This is a genomic window from Thiorhodovibrio winogradskyi, from assembly GCF_036208045.1.
Taxonomy (GTDB): Bacteria; Pseudomonadota; Gammaproteobacteria; order Chromatiales; family Chromatiaceae; genus Thiorhodovibrio; species Thiorhodovibrio winogradskyi.
Window position 1 is genome coordinate 3,207,443 of the sequence record NZ_CP121472.1, and the last position, 22,132, is coordinate 3,229,574.

13 protein-coding genes are annotated in these 22,132 nt (G+C 62.0%); 10 read left to right on the forward strand and 3 right to left on the reverse strand.

Features of this window, described 5'->3' with window-relative positions:
- Positions 1–27 precede the first annotated feature (27 nt).
- A complete protein-coding gene (locus Thiowin_RS14520; RefSeq protein WP_328983721.1) occupies positions 28–408 on the reverse strand; it encodes an urease subunit beta in 381 nt (126 codons plus the stop codon).
- Between the two features lie 103 nt (positions 409–511).
- Positions 512–826 carry an urease subunit gamma gene (gene ureA, locus Thiowin_RS14525; RefSeq protein ID WP_328983722.1) on the reverse strand — a complete coding sequence of 105 codons (315 nt, stop codon included), beginning with the start codon at positions 824–826 and terminating at the stop codon, positions 512–514.
- 295 nt (positions 827–1,121) lie between these two features.
- Here ureA and sthA point away from each other — a divergent pair, with 295 nt between their 5' ends.
- Positions 1,122–2,522 carry a Si-specific NAD(P)(+) transhydrogenase gene (gene sthA, locus Thiowin_RS14530; RefSeq protein WP_328983723.1) on the forward strand — a complete coding sequence of 467 codons (1,401 nt, stop codon included), beginning with the start codon at positions 1,122–1,124 and terminating at the stop codon, positions 2,520–2,522.
- 246 nt (positions 2,523–2,768) lie between these two features.
- Positions 2,769–3,614: an OmpA family protein gene (locus tag Thiowin_RS14535; RefSeq protein WP_328983724.1), complete on the forward strand. Its 846-nt coding sequence runs from the start codon at positions 2,769–2,771 to the stop codon at positions 3,612–3,614.
- Here Thiowin_RS14535 and Thiowin_RS14540 read toward each other — a convergent pair.
- Positions 3,522–5,645: a protein kinase domain-containing protein gene (locus tag Thiowin_RS14540; RefSeq protein WP_328983725.1), complete on the reverse strand. Its 2,124-nt coding sequence runs from the start codon at positions 5,643–5,645 to the stop codon at positions 3,522–3,524. The two genes, Thiowin_RS14535 and Thiowin_RS14540, sit on opposite strands and share 93 nt — an antisense overlap.
- Before the next feature lie 185 nt (positions 5,646–5,830).
- Between Thiowin_RS14540 and Thiowin_RS14545 the strand changes: the two genes are divergently transcribed.
- From Thiowin_RS14545 to Thiowin_RS14580, 8 genes are all read left to right on the forward strand, one after another.
- On the forward strand, positions 5,831–9,529 hold the full coding sequence (locus tag Thiowin_RS14545) for a two-partner secretion domain-containing protein (protein ID WP_328983726.1): 3,699 nt from the start codon (positions 5,831–5,833) through the stop codon (positions 9,527–9,529).
- Positions 9,530–9,590: 61 nt separating this feature from the next.
- The gene (locus Thiowin_RS14550) at positions 9,591–12,677 is read left to right on the forward strand and encodes a two-partner secretion domain-containing protein (RefSeq protein WP_328983727.1); all 3,087 of its coding nucleotides are present in this window, start codon (positions 9,591–9,593) and stop codon (positions 12,675–12,677) included.
- A 42-nt stretch (positions 12,678–12,719) separates the two neighbouring features.
- Positions 12,720–14,366 (forward strand): ShlB/FhaC/HecB family hemolysin secretion/activation protein, encoded by a 1,647-nt coding sequence (locus Thiowin_RS14555; RefSeq protein ID WP_328983728.1) that lies wholly within the window; start codon positions 12,720–12,722, stop codon positions 14,364–14,366.
- 38 nt (positions 14,367–14,404) lie between these two features.
- Positions 14,405–16,825 (forward strand): CHAT domain-containing protein, encoded by a 2,421-nt coding sequence (locus Thiowin_RS14560; RefSeq protein WP_328983729.1) that lies wholly within the window; start codon positions 14,405–14,407, stop codon positions 16,823–16,825.
- 234 nt (positions 16,826–17,059) lie between these two features.
- Positions 17,060–19,720, forward strand: coding sequence for a pyruvate dehydrogenase (acetyl-transferring), homodimeric type (gene aceE, locus Thiowin_RS14565; protein WP_328983730.1), 2,661 nt, complete (start codon positions 17,060–17,062; stop codon positions 19,718–19,720).
- Positions 19,721–19,815: 95 nt separating this feature from the next.
- The gene (gene aceF, locus Thiowin_RS14570; protein WP_328983731.1) at positions 19,816–21,579 is read left to right on the forward strand and encodes a dihydrolipoyllysine-residue acetyltransferase; all 1,764 of its coding nucleotides are present in this window, start codon (positions 19,816–19,818) and stop codon (positions 21,577–21,579) included.
- A 31-nt stretch (positions 21,580–21,610) separates the two neighbouring features.
- Positions 21,611–21,835, forward strand: a complete 225-nt coding sequence (locus Thiowin_RS14575) for a hypothetical protein (RefSeq protein ID WP_328983732.1) — start codon at positions 21,611–21,613, stop codon at positions 21,833–21,835.
- Entirely contained in the window at positions 21,832–22,038 is a 207-nt protein-coding gene (locus Thiowin_RS14580; protein ID WP_456243436.1) for a 2-oxo acid dehydrogenase subunit E2, read from the forward strand. Before Thiowin_RS14575 ends, Thiowin_RS14580 begins: the two co-directional genes overlap by 4 nt.
- The last annotated feature ends 94 nt before the right edge of the window (positions 22,039–22,132 follow it).

Below are 22,132 nucleotides of genomic sequence, written 5' to 3' on the forward strand. Positions count from 1 at the left end.
GGCTAGGGGCCGTTCGGGCGCGGCGGATCAGGCGCTTGCGTTAACACCTTGTTGGGCCGAGGCGCTCTCCTCCGCCACAGGCGGCGCATCAAGCGGCCCCATTACCTCGCCGCGAAAGCCGAACAGCTCTCGCGTGCCGCCGAAAGGGATCAAATCCAGCATACGCCGCTGGCCGGGCTCCAGACGTAAGCTGGTGCCCGCCGGAATCGCCAGCCGGTAGCCGCGTGTTGCCTCGCGATTGAACTCCAGCGCTGGATTGGCCTCGGCGATATGGTAATGAGAACCAAGCTCGACGGGCCGATCACCATTATTGGCCACCTCGACGGTCAGCAAGGGCTGACCGGGATTCAGTTCGATATCCTCCGCGGCCAAAATGACCTGGCCAGGAATAAGATATTGGGCGCTCATGGGATTGTCTCTTGTTACGAGGCCGTCGGCACAACTGCGGCCCCGAAGCCTCGGAATATTGATCGGGTGCGTGCGACGGCCTCAAGGGCACCGGCGCAGCGATTCAGTCTGACTCGTTGTTGATCGGATCGGGCACACAAATCAGGCGCACGCCGTCGGGAAAGGTCGCTTCCACTGTCACCTCGTTCAGCATCTCTGCCACGCCATCCATCACATCGGCGGACTTCAGCAGCAAGCGGCATGCAACCACCAACTCCTCCGGGTCGCGTCCCTCGCGAGCGCCCTCAAGCATTGCACAGCTCAGGTAGGCCATGGCCTCGGGGTAATTGAGTTTGATGCCGCGTTCCTTGCGCCTTTCGGCGAGCAGGCCAGCAGTGAACAGCAGCAATTTGTCTTTATCCTGAGGGGTCAGATCCATGGGTTTGGCTCCTGATGGAAGCAGCATTGCTGGCCGCGAATTTAGCATGCAGCCGATTTGGATTCCGTCGCGAACGCGAATTCCGACCAAATTGGACATTCAATTCGGTCGCGCGAACGACTCTCTTCCGAGCAGACTGGCGAGCCGTCAGACTGACCCAGAGCGGACGGAAAATCAATACCCGCCATAGGCGCAATCCGCCCGGCCTCGTATCGAACTCGCCCCCGCGACTTATCAAGCGCCTTGGGGTAACCTCCGCGCTGCAATACCCTCAAGCAGACCGGAGCAAGAACCCGTGCCAAGTGACAAAGCCTTCGACACCATTATCATCGGCGCCGGCCCCGCTGGCGAGGGCGCGGCCATGAAGTTGGCCAAGGCCGGCCAGCAGGTGGCCGTGGTCGATGCCCTGCCGCGCGTCGGCGGCGGCTGTACCCACTGGGGCACCATTCCCAGCAAGGCGCTGCGCCACTCCATCCAGATGCTGGCGGATTATCGCCGCAATCCGCTGTTCGCGCATAGTAGCGGGCTGGTCGATGTTGATTTCCCGCAACTGCTGCAAGCGGCCGACGCCGTGATCGAGGATCAGGTACGTACCCGCAACCGTTACTATCAGCGCAATCGGGTCGAGATCCTCTCCGGCGAAGCAAGCTTTGTCGATCCGCACCGCATCGCCGTCCTCCGCCCGGATGGAGCGACAGATCAACTTGCGGCCGAGCACTTTGTTATCGCCACTGGCTCGCGCCCCTATCATCCGCCAGATGTCGACTTTTCCGACCCGCGGGTGCTCGACAGTGACTCCATCCTGCGGCTCAAGCACACCCCGCGCTCCATGACAATTTACGGCGCCGGAGTGATTGGCTGCGAATATGCGTCCATCATGAGCTATCTGGATGTGAAAGTGAACCTGGTCAACACCCGCGACCGGCTGCTGTCCTTCCTCGATGACGAAATCACCGACGCGCTCGGCTATCATTTGCGCGAGCAGGGCGTGGTCATCCGCCACGACGAAAACTATGATCGGGTCGAACCGGACGGCGACGGCGTGGTCCTGCACTGCCATTCAGGCAAAAAGCTCAAGACCGAGGTACTGCTCTGGGCCAATGGCCGCAGCGGCAACACCGACCGCCTGAGTCTGGACGCCATCGGCCTGACGCCCAACGCCCGCGGCCAGCTTGAAGTAAACGAAAGCTATCAGACCGCCCTGCCCCACATCTATGCCGCCGGCGACGTGGTCGGCCCACCGGCCCTGGCCAGCGCCAGCTACGACCAGGGCCGCTTCGTCGGCGCCCACATCGCCGACGGGCGCTGCGACTGGTCGCTGATCGACGAATTTCCCACTGGCATTTACACCGTACCCGAGATCAGCTCGGTCGGTCGCACCGAGCGCGAACTCACCAATACCCAGGTGCCTTACGAAGTCGGCCAGGCGGCCTTCAAGAGCATCGCCCGCGCCCAGATCACCGGCCACACCGGCGGCATGCTAAAAATTCTGTTCCACCGCGAGACGCTCGAGATCCTCGGCATCCACTGCTTCGGCGAACAAGCCTCGGAAATCGTCCACATTGGCCAGGCCATCATGTCCCAGCCCGGCAAGGCCAATTCCATCCAGTATTTCGCCGAGACCACCTTCAACTACCCCACCATGGCCGAGGCCTACCGAGTCGCGGCGCTGAATGGCTTGAACCGATTGTTCTGACGCTGCATCTGGCGGCCGACATGGGCGATATCCCCGAAGCGCGCCAACCAACAACCACTGGCGGCAACCTGATTCGGCCACGGATCAAGTCACCCCAGAAAGCGGACGACCAAACGTCCAGAGATCAGCACTGCATACTGGTGCGGAATCCGCCCAGCCCCATGCCAGCGAGTTTTCAACTGAACCGGTATAGAATTGCTAGGCAGACAGGCAAACGCGAAAACCAGACTCAATCGGAGGGCGGAAATGTCTCAAACACATTCTTTCTGGCAGCGTACCGCGATGATCGGACTCATGCTTGGGCTTTTGTTCAGCGCCCCTTGGTCAGGTTCGCTGGCCCTGGCCGAGGAATACATGAAACGCGGCGCCTCGGTGGACGATTACCAAAAGGCACTTGGCCGGGTGCTTGAACGTAAACGCGGTATCGTGACCGCCCGTGAACGTCAGCAACGCGCCGCCACCCAGCAAAGTGCCGCTCAGTCGTCACGGCCAGCATCCTCAGGCACCCCATCCTCAGGCACCCAGAGTAGCCGGGCCGCCGCCCATTCGGCCAGGCCCGCCGGCATCGATACCGGAATCTACAGGCCCAATCCAGATCAGCAGGGCGAGTCGACCGACGGGGTATCGCTGTATTTTGGTTATGACTCGGCTGAATTGACCGCTGCGGCCCAAGAGGAATTGCGCAAGCTCGGCCAGGCGCTAGCAGCGCCCGAGTTCACCGACGTTTACTGGCTGATCGAAGGACACACCGACGCATCGGGCGCAGCGGATTACAACCAGCGTCTGTCGGAAGCGCGTGCCGCCTCGGCCCGGCGCTTTCTGATCGAAGCCGCCGGCGTCGCGCCGGATAAGCTGATCACTGTGGGTAAAGGCATGAGCGAACTCTACGACGCGGATCGGCCTAGGGCGAGCGTCAACCGGCGCGTGCGTTTGCGCCCAATTGGCGAGGACAACAAGGACACGCCAAGCAAGGCCGCGCCAAATTCGGATGAAACAAGCTCAAGGCACCGTGGTCACGAAGTGGTAGCCGAGACTCACGGCCGCCTCCTGGAACCGAACCTGATCAGCCAGCAAGGTGACGAGCGCGGATAGAGTGTCGTCCGCCTTGGCTGTGCGATGCCAATATGGTTCCAGTGGTCGCGCGCTCCAGATCGCCAGCACCAAGTTGTTGCCGTAAGGCTGGGATGCCATGAAACAAGCATCGGGGACGCGGTCACAGTCGGCCGCTGTGCTGGCGCCAACCTCCAACCCTGCGCCTGGGGCCAGGAAATTCAATTCGATCTCCTTGTTTGGTAACAAGGGTGCAATGTGCATACCTCGGTCGATCAATTCGATGTAAAGAAAGCCTGCTGCACCCGACTGCGTGGCACTCAAGGCCAACAGCTCGTCCTGGCGGTAAACCCGATCAGCATGATTGAAGATGATACTGGGCATGCCAGAGTGCGCCGGAAGAGCTTCCACGGCACTGTTCAATCGCATGATGATGTCACAAAACGGCGCGGCAACGGCCACTGCGCGCGTCTCGACGCGCAACTCCGGTAACGCGCTGGTCAGGATTTCTCTCAGCCGTTCGAGATCGCGCCCGTCGCGCACGAACCCCTCCAGCTCCAGGATCGGCTGCGTTTCAGTCGTTTTGTTTAGATGGATATCCGTCAGACTGGCGCAATTCGCGCCCGAAAAAAACTCCCTGGCCAAAGCCAGGGGATCGGTTGTCGATGGTGTTACTGACGCTGGCAGAGATTCTGGCAGCGCCGTGCCCGTCACGGCAGGACCGGCAACGTCTTCCTCGAGCGCTTCGTCAGCCTCACCTTTCCCGAGCTGACCAAGATGGGCGGGCGCTGTGTCGGCCTGCGCCTGAGGCTGCCGCTCCGCCTCGCCAGGAGCGGCGGTGACAGCGGGTTTAGGCTCAGGTCCCAACCACCACCACAGCCCTCCCCCACCCGCGACGCCCAAGAGCGTTATCAGCACAAGCGCGGCCAGCAAGCGCCTCGACGCGCGCGCGGATCTTGGTGTGCGACCGGCCTGATCGGGATCATGCGACCCGGCTGCGGATGTCACAGCACCCTGTCCCTTGTTGCGCGGCAAGCTCTCAACCGCCCCGGAAGAAGCCCAAGCTTGGATCGCTGACAAGGATTGATCGGCGCCTGCCGCATCCAATCCGGTCACTTGCTGGCCAACATCTGCCTGGGTGCGGCATTGCGTCACGGCAGCGCCCAAGGCCTGGTTCCACTGTCGCTCCGAATGAATCGCGTCTACCTGGAGCCCGGCGAAGCCGAGTTGCTCGGACCAGTCAGCGACCGTTGACGGGCGTTTGGTCCAGTCGAAATGCAAGGCGGCGTTCAAGGCCGCGAGCAGACGCGGATCGACACCCTCCAACAGACCGGTCGGCTGCAGTGCGATCCGCACACCTTTGTGCGCCTTGCCGGTCAGGGCATACAGGATGGTCGCGGAAAGGCAATAAATGTCCGTCCACGGCCCCTGCTCCCCACCCAGCATCTGCTCGGGCGCGGCAAAATCTGGCGTGTACTGCGCGACGACACTGACGGCGCCACCTGGGCGCTCCAGGTGTGCGGCACCAAAATCGATCAACACCGGCGAGCCATCTTCACGAATCAGAATATTGGACGGCTTGATATCCCGGTGCAGCACCAAATGCTGGTGGGCATGGTTCAGTCCGTCGAGTAACGGCGGCAGCAGCAGGCGCACCTCAGCCGCGGTCAGCGGGCCGCGCGCTTTCACTACCGCATCGAGCGGTTCACCGCGCTCAAAGCGCATGCACAGATAGACGGTTTTGTTCGCACGAAAGGCATCGGTCGCTTGAACAATATTCGGATGTGGTCGTGGCCGGGCCAGTTCCACCAGCGTCTTGCCCTCTTGCAAGAACTTCTGCTTGAGTCCGGCAAAGATCTGCTCCTGCCCCGGCAGCGGCTCGACCTCAAACCCCCTGACCCGCCGGGCGAGCGCACTGGGCAAAAATTCCTTGACCGCCAGAGTCTGTTCGAGAATGCAATGCCGTGCGGCATAAACAATGCCGGCTCCACCGCGTCCGAGCGGCTCCTCGATCACCAGTTCATGGACGCGGGTTCCAGGGAGTAATGGCGTTGCGTTGTGGTCTTCAGTCATGGCCGCATCTAAACACCAACAGGCGCGAATTCATCTTGCCAGAGCCTGGGACCGCGTGACACCCAACGCGGCGAGCATCCTAGGCACGCGCGCACTATACTCCCAGCATTATCTTCCAGGCACAAACCCGGTCACTCCCATCGCTGCAAGCAATGCGCGCTCTTCCTCTGCTAGTACGAATCGCCATGAGCCCTTTTTCTCACCACAGAATCAGCATGAGCCTGGTCGCGCTCGCGGCCTGCGCGGTTCAGGCCGACATCACCACCGATGGCCGTCTGGGGCCAGCGACCAGACTCAGCGGGCCCGACATGCGCATCGGTGCCGAGTTGGGCCAGACGCGCGGTGGAAATCTTTTCCACAGCTTCGAAAGTTTCAACATCTCCCGTGGCCAAAGCGCGACCTTCACTGGCCCAGATACCATCCAAAATGTCATCAGCCGGGTCACCGGCGGCCAGGAATCCAAGATCGACGGCACCCTGCGTTCCAAAGTCGGAATGGCGGATGTCTATTTAATTAATCCCGCCGGGGTGGTCATAGGTGAAGATGCCAGCATCGATGTGCCGGCCTCTCTGCACATAAGCACCGCGAATGAGCTGCGCTTTTCCGACGGCGGCCGCTTCTCCGCCACCGACCCCAACGCCAGCAGCCTCACGCTGGCCGCGCCCGAATCCTTCGGTTTTCTCGCACCACAACCAGCGCAACTGACCATAAATGGCGCCCAGCTAGATGTGGCCGCAGGAGAAACCCTAAGCTTGAGCGCCGGCACCCTTGAGATCGGCTCTGGCGATCAATCCGGCCGTGCCCCGAGCCTGTCGGCGCCCGACGGCAGCCTCGTCTTGACCGCCGTGAGCGAGGGAACCGCCGCGATCCATCCGAGCGCGTATCAGCCCGCGCCGGCGGCCGGGGGCTCCATTGACATCCAAGGAGGTGCCCTGCTCAATGTCAGCGGTACAAGCGGCCGTGGACAGATCGAGCTTCGGGGCGGACCCATCCGCATCGACAACAGCACCCTGGCCGCTGATCACGGCGGCCCGACTGCGGCCACAGGCGGCATCCTGCTGCAAGGCACTCAGGTGGAGCTGCGCCACAGCCAAGTTCAGGCACTGGCTGTGGGTAGTGGCGCCGGCCCCTCGATCTCGATCACCGCGGACCAGCTCGACTTGGGCGCCGATGCCTCCGGGGAAGGCACCAGCCTGATCGCGACCGCCAGCCTGGGCGCTGGAGAAGCTGGGGATATCGTCCTGGAACTCGCTCGCGGCCTGACCGTCGCGTCCGGGTCCGCCGTGAACGCCGGCAGCCAGTCATCGGGAGCTGGTGGGGATATCGCCATTCGCAGCGGCGGGGATATTTTAGTCCACGGCGGTTATCTGGACGTCTCCGCTGGGGATCGCGGTGCGGCTGGCAGCATTCGAGTTCAAGCCGACGGAGCTGTCAATCTGCTTAGCGGAGGCACAATGATGGCCGCCACCTTCGGCACAGAGGCAACCTCTGGTGGCGGCGGCACCATATTCGTCCAAGCACCGCTGATTCACATGCAAGGTCAAGATGCGAGCGAGATTAGTAGCGGCATCAACGCGCGCACGGTCGGCGGCGGCGACGCGGGCCAGATAGTGCTTGACACCGAGCACCTGGTCACGCGCGACGCGATGCTGAGCTCGCGCACCGACGGCTCCGGACAGGGCGGAAGCATTGACATCTCAGCCGCGGCCGGCACCCTGATGGTCAACTCCGGACTCGATGTCAGCTCGGGCGGCGGCAATACCGACGAACGCCTCGGAGACGCCGGTCGCATCTCGGTCAATACTGGTGAACTCGACATCCGCCATTCCACCCTGTCGGCACTGTCCGCAAACCGCGCGAATGCCGGCACCATCGACATCCACGCCAAGGGCAATATCCGCCTCGACGCCGCTGCGGGCAGCGCTGGCCTCTGGGCCACCAATATCCACCCGACAGAGACATTCGGCTTCGACCCGGCACTGGCCGCAACCGAAGCCCGTGGCGGCGACATCCGCATCAGCGCACAAAATCTGCTCTTGCTCAATGGCGCGACCATCCTCAACCTGACAACCGCCGGGGATGCCGGCGAAGTGCGTGTCGCCGCCGATTCCCTCGGCCTGCTGTCCGGCTCAGCCATCATGACCGGCACTGCGGGGCCCGGCGACGCCGGTTCCGTCCGTATCGAACTCAATCAGACACTCTGGATGCTGGATGCCTGGATTGACGCGGGCACCACCGACCTAGAGATTTCTGACCTCGACTCCCTCATCACGGGGTCGGCGCCAAGCGGTGCCGGCGGACCCATCGACATCCAGGCCGGACAGGCCATTCTGCAGTCCGGCAGCGCCATTCAGTCGATCTCCTTCTCAGATGGTCCGGCCGGGGACATCAAACTGAATGTCGGCCGCCTTGAGCTCTCCAAGGGTGGCCTCATCACCACTTACGCTGGCGGTACCGGCAATGGTGGCGATTTGCGGGTGACGGCCAGTCAGTCCATCCGCATCCGAGGTGTCGATCCGCAAGCGAGTTCTCCGATTCTTGGTAAGAGCGGGCTGTTCACAACCAGCGCCTTTCTTGAAGGCTCCGGTGGAGCTGGAGCCATTGTCATCTCCACGCCATCGCTCGAGCTTGCCGCGGGCGGCGCTATCGAATCCCGCACCGGGGGCCAGCCTCCGGGCGGGCCGATCCGCATCGAAGCCGGTCGGGCACTGATTCGCCAGGGCGGCAAGATCGACGCATCGACCTTCGGCGACGGACAAGGCGGATCCATCAGCCTGACGGCCGGGAGTCTGCGCATCGACGGCAGCGGTTACGCTGAGCGCGACTCCTTAATGCGCGACACCGGCATTTTCAGCCAGGCTTTGGCCGGGCGCGGAAACGCCGGAGATATTGACATTGCAGTGGCGGGCGATCTGAGTCTGCACGACAGCGCACGGATATCGGCCCTTAGTTTCACCCCCGGTGATGCCGGCGCGATCCAGGTATCGGCGGGTAGCCTGCTGATCGATGGGGCTCACCGGGTCGATGCCATCACCGGCATCGAATCGCGCGCGACCTCCTATTCAAGCGGCTTTGCTGGGTCGATTGACCTGAGCGCCGGGCACATCGGCCTGAGCGGGCTTGGCTCAATCACCATCGCCAGCCTGGCCAATGTTCCGCTGCGTCGCCTGGATGTCCTCCCCGACAGCGGAATTCGCATCGAGGCCGGAACCATGGCAATGGATGACAGCCTGGTGTCCGGCATCAGCACCGGCAATGCGCCCGCCAGCCCGATCGGCATCCTTGCCGAGCAACTCAGTCTGAGCAATGGCAGCGCGATCGAGACCCGCTCGCTGGCGGCTGACGGGGGGCCCATCGCCATCCATGGCGGCTGGCTGTGGCTTGACCACAGTACCATAACGACGTCCGCCGAGGGGCCCGTTGGCGATGGCGGCAACATCACCCTGAGTCCCCGGCAACTGATCCTCGACGGCGGTTTCATCCAGGCCAACACCGCTGCAGCCGGAGCGCGTGGCGGGGATATTCTGATCGACAGCGAGGTGCTGATTGCCAGTCATGACCTGGTGGAAATTGGCGGAACAGCGCGCGTGGAATACGCCCCAGGAAGTGATCGCAATGTCATCCAGGCCGCCGCGCCCTTGGGCGTGCAAGGCACTATCGCGCTGACAACGCCAGATCTGGAAATTGCCGCCAGCCTAGTGCCCCTGCGCGCGCCCTTTCAGGATGCCAACGCCATCCTCAGCGACCTGTGCCAACTGACCGATACTCGTGAGGCCAGTGCATTGATCGAACTCGGCAGCGGCGGCCTGCCGCCAGATGCCGCCGAACCTATGTCGACGACGCTGGGCAGCGAGCGACTAAAGCGTCTGCTGAGCCTGGATTAAGGGCAAAAAAACCGCTAAAATCTATGCGAATTTTGCCCAAGCCACTGTGGACAAAACCGCCATGTCCTGGCCCCCAAATGCTCCCCTTGGTTTCAGTTCACCCGCGCTGATCGCCGGCGCGGGCATCCTCCTCTGTGCCAGCACGCTCCGCGCTGATATCGCCACCGATGGCTCCCTCGGCCCCATGGTCCAGCTTGCTGGCCCGGATATGCGCATCGGCGCGGAACTTGGCCAGACCCGCGGCGGAAATCTTTTCCACAGTTTTCAGCGCTTCAACATTCCCACTAATCAGAGCGCGACCTTCACCGGCCCCGACAGCATCCAGAACATCATCAGCCGGGTGACCGGCGGCGAGATATCCTACATCGACGGCACCTTGCGCTCCGAGGTCGGCCAGGCGGATCTCTACCTGATCAACCCCGCCGGCGTGGTCATGGGACCGAACGCCAGCGTCGATGTCCCCGCCTCCCTGCATGTCAGCACCGCCGATGAGCTGCGCTTTAGCGATGGCAGCCGCTTCTCCGCCCGCGATCCGGGCGCCAGCACCCTCACCCTGGCCGCGCCCGAGGCCTTTGGCTTTCTTGGGCAACAGCCGGCGGCCAATCTTCAGATTAATGGCAGCCGGCTTGAGGTCCAGCCCGGCAAGACACTCAGCCTGAGCGCCGGGGACTTGAGCATTCAGGGCGCCGGGGTACAACCAGCGCGCATCAAAGCGCCTGGCGGCACAATTCAGCTTGCGGCTCTTGGCGACTCCGCAGGCGTGGTCAGCATGTCACAGCCGGCCACGATCACGGATGACGCCGTTGCTCATAGTGGACAACTCGAGATCGCATCTGCGGGTCTTGACGCGCGAGGAGAGGGTGGCGGACTGATCGCCTTGCAAGCCGGCACCGCGCATCTTATCGACACCCAATTCTCTGTTGAAAACCAGGGGACGACGGATAGCCATGGGGGCATCAGCGCTAGAATCGGCGGCGACTTCAACCTCAATGATAGCGATCTCTTCGCGGATACTGCCGCCGGTGGTCGCGGCGGAAGCATCGACATCGAAGCCGGCAATCTGCACATGGTCAATTCGCAGCTTACCAGTGACAGCTATCTGACCGACAGCATGCCAACGTCGGTGCCGATGGGAGCAGCAGGGGGCATTTCGATCAAAGTAGACGGATTGCTACAGCTTCGCAACGAGTCCGTAATCCAAAGCAAAACTGATACCGACGGCAACGCTGGGCGCATCGACATAGTCGCCTCTGTCATTGCGTTGGATGCAAGTGACATGAGCGCCAGAACCGATGGCATCGGAACCGCGGGAGATGTCAGGTTATTCGCATCGGACGCCATATATCTGGCCAACGGATCCGCCATCTCCGCACTCTCTAGTTATTCCGCGGAATATCCGCGCTTGGGTGAAGCCGGGCATATCCACATTGAGACCGATACCTTATCGCTGTTGGATTCGAGTATTGACGTACCCTCGGGGAACCTAGCCAAGGCTGGCGTTATCGAGGTTATAGCCAACCGGATTCATGCCGACAGCACCATCGATGCAAGCGGTTTTTTCCATGGCCTAACAGTATTCGACACCAATAATGTTGCCGCGTCCTTCGGGCCAGTTGGCCCAATCGACCTGACTGCGGATGGCCAGTCTGGAGACATTCTGCTAACGGCATCGGACATTGTTTTTGACCATGGTGCTAAAGCTGCAATTAATACAAATGCAGGGGACGGCGGCTCTTTGCACATTCGGGCCGATACATTGGCTTTGCTCAACGGCTCACAGTTCCAAGCCACGACATCCGGACGCGGTCAAGGCGGCACCATCGACCTGGAGGTTGGCGGGACTTTTATTATCGAAGGCGGTCAGCCAACAGAAGGATTCACCCTCAGCGGAGGGATTTTAACCTCCTCAGCGGCGCTAAACCTCCCAGGCCGCCCTTCAAAAACCGGCTCCGCCGGACCGATCACAATTTCGGCCGATACGCTCATTATTGGCCAGGATAGTCGAATTTCCTCTGAATCCATCTCCAATGGATCCTCGGGACCGATTTCCATCACCGTCGGGACCCTGGAGGCTCGCAACGGAGGCTGGATCTCATCCGGAACTCTCGGGCAAGGAACTGCCGCTCCGATACTGATTGAAGCGAGCGAATTGGTTCATGTGCACAGTACCCATCCAACTTTTTTTCTCCGGGGGAGCCACATCGGAGCAGACTCGGGTTTTCAACTGCGTGGCGGCGCAAGCGGGTTGGTCCAAATTGCCGCTCCCACGATTATCGTGGAACAGGGCGGGGAAATCTCCTCGGCGACCTACGGTGGCGGGGCCGGTGGCGCCATCAATTTGATCAACATTTCCGAACTCACATTGCTTAGTGGCGGCAACATGTCTTCTAGCACGTACGGAACTCAGTCAGCCGGGACCATCAATATCCAATCCGATTCCATCCTGATTAATGGGGAGCAGGCGAATCTCTATTTCTCCGAGACCGGCATTTTTAGTGAATCAGAGCGGAGCGCAACCGGAAATGCCGGAAATATTCACATCGAGGCCAGTTCATTACTTCTTACCGGCGGCGCCAAGATATCGACCGAATCCCAACAAGCCGACGCCGGCCCGATCCAGATCAGCGGGGGTTATCTGTGGCTTCAAGACAGCCAAATCACCACCTCCGCCGAGGGATTGCTTGGCAATGGCGGCGACATTACCCTAACACCCGAACAACTCATCCTCGAAGGAGGCTTCATCCGGGCCAACACCCGGGCCGCGAATGCCAGCGGCGGGGATATTCACATCGGCAGTCAGGCACTCATCGCCAGTGGCAACCAAATCGAAATTGGCGGGAACGAACGCCAGGTGTTTTCGCCCGGCAGCGGGCGCAACATCATCCAAGCCGCCGCGCCCCAGGGGGTGCAGGGCGAGATTTCAGTGACCACGCCAGAACTGGACATGACCGCCAGCCTAGTGCCCCTGCGCGCACCCTTTCAGGATACCAACGCCATCCTCAGCGACCTGTGCCAACTGACCGATACTCGTGAGGCCAGTGCATTGATCGAACTCGGCAGCGGCGGCCTGCCGCCAGATGCCGGGGAGCCACTGCCGGCGACGCTCGGGAGCGAGCGCTTGCAGCGCTTATTGCGCGCGACGCGCTGAGGGGATCCGACGATGTCGAGGCATACGAGAGCCGCGCGGGCAATGGTCGCGCAAGCCCACCTGAGCCCCCGGCGCGGCAAAATTTCGACGATCTATCCGCTGCTCGGCTGCTTGGTCCTGGCATCGTCAATTGTCCTGGCCAACCCAACCCCGGAGAGCGGCACTGATCACCCGCCAGCTTCGGCGAGCGAACCCGGCTTCGTGCTGAGGAGCGTGCACTTCGACGGCGGCAATCAGCTACCGAATCATGGCCTCGACGCGATTATCGAGCCCTTCCTGAACCAATGGACCACGCTTGCCGAGGTTGAAGAGCTTCGCTACCGGCTGACCAAGCATCATGTCGATCAGGGCTATACCAACAGCGGGGTGGTGCTGGTGCCGAACCAGATCATCACGGATGGCGTGCTGCAGTTCCGTGTGATTGCCGGGCGTTTGCAAGAGGTTCGCGTGAGTGGGCAGGGTCGGCTGCATCCGGACTATGTCCGCCGTCGTATTCACCGGGAACCAGATGCCGTCTTTAACCGCTTCGAGTTGCAGGAGCGCTTTCAGTTGCTGTTGCAGGACAAGCTGATCGACCAGATCCATGGCACCCTGCAGCCCGGCGATGGTCCCGGCACGGCAATACTGGATTTGGCCGTCACTCCTGCGCGCACCTGGGAGGTCTATTTACGTACCGACAACGCTCGCCCACCAAGCACAGGAGCCGAACGAGGCTATATTGGTGGCACCTTGCGCAATTTGACCCGCTGGGGCGATGAGCTCGACCTTTACATCGGCTTGGGTTACGAGGGCCAGGGTAAGGAGGGTGGCATCGACTGGTCGATCCCGCTCAACGCGCGCGGCACCCGCTTCTCCATCGGCTATGAACGCAGCGACGCGGCCCTGATCGAAGAACTGCTAAGGGAGCTTGACATCAACAGCGAAACCCAGCGCGCCGAGGTCGCCCTGGCCCACCCGCTCTGGCATAACCTGCGAAGCAGCCTGGAACTCGGACTCATGCTGAGCTGGGCGGAAAACACAACAACCCTGCTCGGCGAGCCTTTTTCGTTTTCCCTGGGGGCAGTCTCGGGTGAGAGCCGCGTTGCTGCCACGCGGCTATTTGTAAACTACGCCTGGGGCTCGGATCGCCAGGCCTTTGCCCTTTACTCCCAGTTCAGCCTGGGTATAGACGCACTGGACGCGACCATCCACAGCAACGGCTGGCCCGATAGCGACTTCTTCAGTTGGCTTGGACAAGTCCAGTATGTGCGCAACCTAACGGACAAGGGTACACAACTTATTCTGCGCGGCGCGGCGCAGTTTTCCAACGATACCCTGCTGCCACTCGAGCGTTTCGCGGTTGGAGGTCTCTACACCGTCAGGGGTTATCGCGAGAACACCTTGGTGGGCGACCAGGGTTATGCCGCCACGCTGGAGTTGCGTTACCCGCTCTGGCAGGGCCAGGGCTTCGCGCAAACCGATCAAAGCTTGCAACTGGCTGTTTTCACGGATGTAGGCAGCGTCTGGGATCACGCTCGCTATCGCGAGCGCCAGACGCTCGCCTCCGTTGGATTTGGCCTGCTGTGGACGATGGCTGAGCGCCTGCGCGCCGAGTTCTACTACGGCCATGCGCTTGAGAAAATCGACGAGGCCAGCGAGGACGACCTGCAGGATCGTGGCTTCCACTTCCTGGTACAAGTCGATTTCTAGGCCGCCTGCGACCTTCCCATAGAGGAGACTCTGTCGCGATGAGAACCCCCAGCATGCGCTCCCTGATTGTGCCCGGTTTGCTGGCCGCCATGGCGAGCTTGCCGATCCTGGCCAGTAACACCAGTTGCGAGCCAGAGTCCAGCGTCGGCCTCCGCGCGGCCGAACCCAATGCGCGACAGAGCCAATCGATCCGCCAGTGGTCGGAGCAAATCGCCCGGCAGGCGACCACGACTACCGAGCGCACCAGCGCCTTGCTGCAACGAGCCGAGAGTTATCGCAGTCTGGGGCGTTACTATCAAGCCGAGGAGGATTATGCGGCGGCGCTGGACCTCGCCGAAGGCAGCGGTCCGTCCATTGAAACCGCCATCGCGACCCTTGGTTTGGGCGAGGTCGCGCTGGCTCGGCGGCATCACGACAAGGCCAGTGTTTTGCTTGAACGGGCCGCCCAACAAGCGAAGCATCTGAAGCAACCCGAGCTGATCGCCGCGAGCGCCAACGCGCTTGGGAATCTGCGGCAGGCACAAGGGCGCCAGCCGGCCGCTGCTGACCACTATCGCGGGGCGCTCACGGCGGCGACTCGCGCCGGGGATGCGGGACTCGCCGCCAGCGCCCAGGTCAATTTGGCCGCGCTAGCCGGTTCTGGCACTCCCCGGTCACGCGAGCTGAATGGGGCTTTCGCGCTGGCAGCGGCGCTGCCGGCGGGCAACGAGAGCGCGCGCCTGCTGCTGCGCATTGGCTATCTCGCGCGACAGGGGGGCTCGGACTCCAGCCTGGCATTGGCGCGGAAAAGCCTGACCATGGCCGCCGCACAGGCGGATACCGCCGGGCTCCAGCGCGAGCGTGCCGAGGCGCTCGGACAGTCGGCGGAACTGGCCGCCGCCACAGGCAGAGCTGGCGAAGCGCGCGGCCTGCTGTTACAAGCGCTGCAGCTCGCCCCGCTCGACGCCCACGATCTGCGCTACCAGTGGGAGTGGCAGCTCGCCCGCGGTTTCGAGACCGCTGGAGACCTGAAACGCGCGCTGGCCGCCTACCGCCGGGCCGTTGGCCATCTTGAAAAAATTAGCGGATTGATTCCGGTCGACTATGCCGAGGGCCGTTCTTCGTTTCGCGAAACCCTGGAGCCGCTCTACCTCGGGCTCTCTGACCTCCTGCTGCGGGAAGCCGCCGCGACCAAGAACTCCGGCGCCAAACAACAATTCCTACGGGAAGCCCGCGATAATATCGAGCAACTCAAAGTGGACGAATTGCGGGACTATTTCCGCGATGCCTGCATTGCGCCGTTGCGGCAAAAAATCGATACACTCAACCGCCGCACGGCCGTGCTCTATCCGGTGCTGTTTCCCGACCGTCTGGAGCTGATTCTGAGTGCCGGCGGTCAGATGGCGCAGGAAACCCTGCTGGTGGATCCTGCCCGCATCGAACTTGCCGCCCAAATTCTGGCGGTGAAGCTGCGCTACGATCAACCCATCGAACCGGAAGCGCGCGAACTCTACAACTGGCTGATCAGCCCGATCGAGTCAAGATTGCGCGAGGATGGCATCGACACCCTCATCTTTGTCCCCGATGGCGCGCTGCGAAGCGTGCCCGCCGCCGTGCTGCTCGGACCGAGCGGTTATCTGGTCAATGAGTATGCCGTGGCAACCACCCTCGGCCTGCAACTCTTGCAGCCGAAATCTCTGGGGCAGGTTCGGCCGAAAACGCTCATCACTGGCGTTAGCCGGCCCGGCCCGGTGATTGACGAATTGCCCGACTGGTGGGTCAGCGCCCTGGTGCGGCAGCATCGCCGCAGCCTCGGCCGGGGAGCCGGGGCCGAACTGCGCGGCACATCGGTGCCCGTACAGGGGCGCGGTAGCGATGGCAAGGGCGCCAACATCCTGCGCGCGGCGCGCGAAGAGACCATCGAAGCCCTCTCGCTGCCGGGCGTCGCGGCCGAAATCGAAGCCATCTCCAAACGCATCCCCTCCGAGGTCTTGCACAATCAGGACTTCTTGCTGGAGCGTTTTGTCAACGAGCTTGCGCAGCATCCCTATCGCATCGTGCATATTGCCTCCCATGGTCTTTTTCAGGGACCACCCGAACAGAACTTCATTGTGACTTTTGACCGTAAACTCGACATGCGACGCCTGGCGGCCGCCCTGAAGCCCAAGGAGCTTGATCGCACCCCGATCGAACTCTTGGTGCTGAGCGCTTGCCAGACCGCCGAGGGGGATGATCGCACTCCCTTGGGATTGAGTGGCATTGCTCTGCAGTCAGGCGCGCGCAGCGCCCTTGGCTCTCTATGGCCGGTCAGTGATGCCGCTACCCAGCAACTCATGGAACATTTCTATGCCCACCTCACCCAGGGTGATCTGAGCAAAGCGCGAGCCTTGCAGCGCGCCCAACAAATCATGATAAACAGTGGCGTTCATGACAATCCCAGTGACTGGGGTGCGTTTATCCTGGTCGGCAACTGGCTTTAAGAGAAGCTCGTCCGGTCTCGGCCAACCGACTGCTGAAGCCTTGGGTTCAAACTGGGGCCTCCAAACCACATCGACGCCGCTCGCTTGCTAAGCAGAGCTCCTGATTCCATAGGACGAGCGCGGCTTATTTGCCAATCCGCCACGCCTGGGTTAATTTGCGCGTATTTTGCTTCTCGTCACTGGATCGACATCCGTCGCGCACCCCTCCCCTGACTCAGACATCCGCTGACCGCCATGCCCAACAAGCCCGATATCGACCCCCAGGAAACCCAGGAGTGGCTCGACGCCCTTGATGCCGTCTTGGAGAACGAGGGAATCGAGCGCGCGCACTACCTGCTCGAACGCCTGATCGACAAGGCACGCCGCTCGGGCGCGCATCTGCCGTTCAGCGCCAATACCGCCTATGTGAACACCATCCCGGTGACCCAGCAGGAGCGTTTCCCCGGGGATCGCGCCATTGAGCGGCGCATCCGCTCCTTCGTGCGCTGGAACGCCATGGCCATGGTGGTGCAGGCCAACCGGCTGTCAACGGAGCTCGGCGGGCATATCTCCTCCTTTGCCTCCAGCGCCACCCTCTACGATGTTGGCTTCAATCATTTCTTCCGCGCCGCGAGCATGGATCATGGCGGGGATCTGGTGTTCATCCAGGGCCACTCGGCGCCCGGCATCTATGCGCGCGCATTTCTGGAAGGACGCATCAGCGAGGAGCAACTGTACAATTTCCGCCAGGAAGTCGATGGCAACGGCCTGTCGTCCTATCCGCATCCCTGGCTGATGCCGGGCTTCTGGCAGTTCCCGACCGTTTCCATGGGCCTGGGCCCCATCATGGCCATCTATCAGGCGCGCTTCATGCGCTACCTGAGCGATCGTGGGGTGCTCAATACCGAGGGGCGCAAGGTCTGGGCCTTCCTCGGCGATGGCGAGATGGACGAGCCGGAATCCCTGGGTGCCATTTCGCTCGCGGCACGCGAGCGTCTGGACAATCTGGTCTTTGTGGTCAACTGCAATCTGCAACGGCTCGACGGGCCGGTGCGCGGCAATGGCAAAATCATCCAGGAGCTGGAAGCCGTGTTTCGCGGCGCCGGCTGGAATGTCATCAAGGTGCTCTGGGGCAGCTACTGGGATCCGCTCTTCACCCGCGACAAGCAGGGACTGCTGATCAAGCGCATGGAGGAATGCGTCGATGGCGACTACCAGGCCTACAAGGCCAAGGGCGGCGCCTATACCCGCGAGCACTTCTTTGGCAAATATCCGGAGCTGGCCGACCTAGTCGCCAACCTGACCGATGACGACATCTGGCGCCTGAATCGCGGCGGCCATGATCCAGTCAAGATCTTTACCGCCTACCGGGAGGCCATGCGCACCGAGGGCCAGCCGACCGTCATTCTGGCCAAGACCGTTAAGGGATATGGCATGGGCGTGGCTGGCGAGGGGATGAACATTACCCATTCGCAAAAGAAGATGGGCGAGACGCATCTCAAGGCCTTCCGTGATCGCTTCAATATTCCGATCTCGGACGACCAAATCGGCGCCGCGCCCTTCTACAAGCCACCACCCGACAGCCCCGAGATCCGCTATCTGCACGAGCGTCGCGAGGCTCTCGGCGGCCCGCTGCCGGCACGTCAGGATCAATCCGAGCGGCTGGAGGTGCCTGCACTGGAGAGCTTCTCCAGCCTGCTTGAAGGCAGCGGCGAACGCGAACTCTCGACCACCATGGCACTGGTGCGCATGCTCTCGAGCCTGGTGCGCGACAAGGCCATCGGCAAGTTCATCGTGCCCATCGTGCCGGACGAGGCGCGCACCTTCGGCATGGAGGGCATGTTCCGCCAGCTCGGCATTTACTCCCACGTCGGGCAACTCTACGAGCCAGTCGACTCCGACCAGGTGATGTACTACCGCGAGGAGAAAAACGGCCAGATCCTGCAAGAAGGCATCAACGAGGCCGGGGCCATGTCCTCCTGGATCGCCGCCGCCACCGCCTATGCCAACCATGGCCAGGCGATGATTCCTTTCTATATTTATTACTCCATGTTCGGCTTCCAGCGCGTGGGGGATCTGATCTGGGCCTCGGGCGACATGCAGGCGCGCGGCTTTCTGGTCGGCGGCACGGCGGGACGGACGACCCTGGCCGGAGAGGGCCTGCAGCATCAGGATGGTCACAGCCATCTGGCCGCCGCGACCATTCCCAACTGCGTCAGCTACGATCCGGCCTACGCTTATGAGCTGGCGATCATCGTGCAAGATGGCTTGCGCCGGATGTATCAGGACAAGGAAAACGTCTTCTATTACATCACGGTGATGAATGAGAACTACCCGCAACCAGCGCTGCCCAAGGGTGCCGAGGATGGCATCAAGCGCGGCCTTTATCCGGTGCGGGAGACGTCTCCGGCACCCGATACCGCACAAGTCCAATTGCTTGGCTCAGGCACCATACTGCGCGAGGTGCTAGCCGCGGGCGACTTGCTGGAGCGGGATTTCGGCATCCAGGCCCAGGTGTGGAGCGCCACCAGCTTCAATGAACTGCGCCGCGATGGCCTGGACTGCGAGCGCTGGAACCGCCTGCACCCAGAGGAGACCCCGCGCCAGAGCTTTGTTGAACAGCAGCTTGGCGCCACCACCGGCCCCATTGTCGCCGCCACCGACTACATGCGCGCCTATGCCGACCAGATCCGGCCGTATTTGACTCGGCGTTATCTGACCCTGGGCACCGATGGCTTCGGGCGCAGCGACATGCGCGCGCAGTTGCGCAAGTTCTTCGAGGTTAACCGCTGGTACATCGCCGTCGCGGCGCTCAGCGCGCTGGCCGCCGAGGGGACCATCGACAAAGCGCGGGTCAGCGAGGCGATCACCAAGTATCGCATTGACCCCGACAAGCCGAATCCGGTCACTCAGTGACCAATGCCCCGATCCGCCCGTGACGGCGAATCAAGTCGCCGTTCAGCGGCCAGCCAAAGATATAACCCAGAATTGACAGCCAGGAGACACCCGCCTTGGCCACGCTAGAAGACGTTCTGCTTCCCGATATCGGCGATTTCAGCGATGTCGAAATCATCGAGATCCTGGTCGCGCCGGGTGATCGCATCGCGCCCGAGCAGTCGCTGCTGACGCTCGAGAGCGACAAGGCCAGTATTGAAATCCCCTCCCCCCTGGGCGGCGAGGTGAAAGAGGTGCTGGTTTCCGTCGGTGAGCGGATCAGCCAGGGCAGCCTGCTGATGCGCGTTGCCACGGGTAGCCCTGCTGCAAACACAGGTAGCGGCATTGAAAACAGCTCGGACGACCGCCAGGACAAATCCGCCGCCAAAACGGACACCGCCCCCCCACCATCATCCCCGGCACCGGTCGCCTCCGAGGCATCCACACCCAAAACAACTTCGCACCCGATACCTGACCAAACCGAGGAAATCGACATCCGCCTGCCAGATATCGGGGACTTCTCCGATGTCCCTGTGGTGGATGTCCTGGTCAGCGTGGGCGACCAGATCGCCGTCGAGCAATCCATCCTGACGCTCGAGAGCGACAAGGCGACCATGGAAATCCCCTCGCCTCGCGCGGGCGTGGTCACCTCGGTGGCGGTTAAGGTGGGTGACAGGCTGAACCAGGGCGATCTGCTGTTCAAAGTACAGGCCAGTCTCACCAACGTCAAAGACAAGCCAGGCGACGATGAAGAAAGCGCGCCAGCCCCAGCCGCCACACCCAAGCCCGAATCCGAACCAGCATCTTCCACCCAGCTACCCTCCACTCAGCCGCCCGCCAGTCAGGCCCGGACACGTGCCCCGGGCGAGGCCGAACGGCGCAAGGCCCCCATCCTACCGCGCCCGGAAGACATGGCCGCCATCGCCCATGGTCGCACCCCCCACGCCAGCCCGGCGGTGCGTCGCTTCGCGCGCGAACTGGGTGTCGACCTGCATCGGGTCAAAGGCAGCGGGCGCAAGCAGCGCATCCTCAAAGACGATGTCCAGCAGTTCGTCAAGCAAAGCCTGGCCGGCGGCGCGCCTGCCTCCGCGCCTGGCGCGCCCTTCCAGCTACCCAGCGCCCCGGCGGTCGACTTCAGCAAATTCGGTCCGGTCACCAGCGAGCCGCTGCCACGCATCAAGAAAATCAGCGGCACCCATCTGCACCGCTGCTGGCTCAGCGTGCCCCATGTCACCCAATTCGACGAGGCCGACATCACTGAGCTGGAAGCCTTCCGCAAGGAACAAAAAGCCGCCGCCGAGCAGGCCGGCGTCCGGCTGACCTTCATGCCCTTCCTGCTGAAGGCCGTCGCCGCCGCGCTCAACCAGATGCCCATCATCAAGGCATCCCTCGCCCCGGATGGCGAGCAACTCATTCACAAGCACTATTGTCACATCGGTGTGGCGGTCGATACCAACAATGGCCTGGTCGTGCCTGTGGTGCGGGATGTTGATCAAAAAGGCCTGTTCGCCCTGGCCGAAGAACTCATGACGCTCAGCCAAAAAGCCCGCGACGGCAAGCTACTCGCCGCCGACATGCAGGGCGGCGTCTTTAGCATCTCCAGCCTCGGCGGCATCGGCGGCACCGCCTTCACGCCCATCGTCAATGCACCCGAAGTCGCCATCCTTGGCGTCTCCCGCACCGAGATGAAGCCGGTCTGGGATGGCCAAGCCTTCCAGCCCCGGCTGATGCTGCCGCTGTCGCTGTCTTACGATCATCGCGTCGTCGATGGCGCCGACGGCGTGCGCTTCACCAGCCTGCTGCGGCAGTTGCTCTCGGATATTCGGCGATTGTTGCTGTGACTCAATGCGATAAAGATGGATGGAGAACGACATGACCGAGAATCTGGTGCTTGAACATCTGCGCCTAATCCGGGCCGATCTTGCCGAACTCAAAAAAGAAACGGCATCGAATAGCTTGCAAATCTCCGCCATGGGCCAACAGTTTGCCGGACTCACGAGCGCGGTCTATGGAACCAAAAGCGACATGGAAGACATTAAGCAGCGACTTGCTCGTATTGAACGGCGTCTGGAATTGGCTGAACCCGAAACCTTGTGAGCCACTATCCCGATGCCCCAGATGTTGCCATTCCCGGCGTCTCCCGCACCGCGATGAAGCCAGTCTGGGATGGCCTGGCTTTCCAGCCCAGACTGCCGCTGTCGCTGTCCTATGATCACCGGGTGGTCGACGGCGCCGATGGCGTGCGCTTCACCAGCTTGCCACGTCATTTGCTCGCGGATATTCGGCGGTTATTGCTTTGACAGGGTTGCGGTTCGGACGAAGCATGCGCTCGATACAAGACGTTTTTTAAAGGCCACTGAACCTTGGCCAAGCTCACACTCCCAAAACTGGAAC